At 59.2% G+C, this 1,381-nt stretch carries 1 protein-coding gene; it reads right to left on the reverse strand.

All coding sequences use genetic code 11. The annotated features are described in order from the left end of the window. Positions 1-186: 186 nt before the first annotated feature. A complete protein-coding gene (locus tag EAO78_RS17575) occupies positions 187-1,332 on the reverse strand; it encodes an ISH3 family transposase (protein ID WP_122107030.1) in 1,146 nt (381 codons plus the stop codon). Positions 1,333-1,381 lie beyond the last annotated feature (49 nt).

Below are 1,381 nucleotides of genomic sequence, written 5' to 3' on the forward strand. Positions count from 1 at the left end.
ATCAGTCGATCACATCGACAGCCGCGTAATCTCGTCTGATGGCGATGAATCAGATGGAACTGGTCGTGGCGCGTCTTCGAATCGCTGGTGAGTGTGATCTTCAGGATGGACCGTCGCTGTCGGCGGCGCACTGCCGCCGACGCGACAGTGTCGTCACTCACGACCGCTATCTAAATCGGTGGACAGCTACCGGAAGAATCGGCTGTCGAGTGGCTGGTTCGCTGGAATGGACCTACGTACACCAAGCGCTGTCCAAGCGGCCCGCAGCACCATCTCACAGAACTCCGTGAACGGCCACCTCCAGAGGCGGCGCCCCCCGCGGCGGGGCGCCGCCACGTACCGCCAGTGTAGATACCGCCAGCTATTCTGGAGCAGTAGGCTCACCACAAACATCACCAGCCGTAGCCCAGCGTCCTGAGAACTGGTGAATGCGAGGCTCTGCTTGGCTAATCGGTAGCTCGACTCGATGCCGAAGCGCTTGCTGTAGTGTTCTCGGGCATCCCGTGGTGTGTCGATAAACGGCGCGTCAGCGGCGTAGCCGTGACGCGCCACCCCGTGTTCGTCGTATCGTCCCTGTTGGTAGACGCAGTCGATGAACACAGGGAACGTTACCTTGCCGGCGAGATCGTGTTCGATCTCGCGGCTCCAGCCGCTACTGAGTTCGTCTTGGATCGTTTCACCCCACTTGACGATCGGCATCACGTAGGCGTAGTTGTGCGTGGACAACAGCCCAAGACAGGTGCTGTTGTAGAATCCGCGATCGAGATAGACGGCCTTGACGCCGAGGTCAAGGCCGTCGAGGAGTTCGAGAAACTCACCAAGGACGTCGCTGGTGGTGTCGCCAGCGACAAGCTGGCGCACCGCCAGCGTGTACCGCTTGTTGCGTACCCGCGCGTACAGCGTCGCGTACGCGTGAAACGTTGTGGTTCCTCGTTTCGCCTGTGAGAAGTACAGCGCTTCTGTTTCGTCTTCATCGCCGTAGTAGGGGTCGAGGTGGAGGTCTGCACAGACCTCCACCGGTCGATCTGGAAGCGTCTCAAGCGTATCTCGTTGAAGTAGCGTGTCCCCAACCGCCTCAACGGAGTCAAGTTCGAACTGCTCGGTGAGATGTCCTCGAACGGTGTTGGCGTGTGGCGAGTCCTCGGTCGTTTCGCAGACGTGATTGATCGAGGTCCCGCCGGCGCTGGCGCCGGCGAGGACCTCGTACAACGTCTCTGTCGTGACCTTGACGTTCTCGTCGAGATCTATCGCAAGCTCTTCGTTGAGGCTGTTGACGACAAAATTAAGGAGGTGCTCTTCTTCTATCTCGCTGTCTGCTTCGGTAGCTTCCACACCCTTCCCAAGCAGACACTTTCACTCAAACCCGATGTGATCGACTGAG

The sequence above is a fragment of the Halobellus captivus genome, assembly GCF_003697845.1.
In the GTDB taxonomy this organism is placed as follows: domain Archaea; phylum Halobacteriota; class Halobacteria; order Halobacteriales; family Haloferacaceae; genus Halorubrum; species Halorubrum glutamatedens.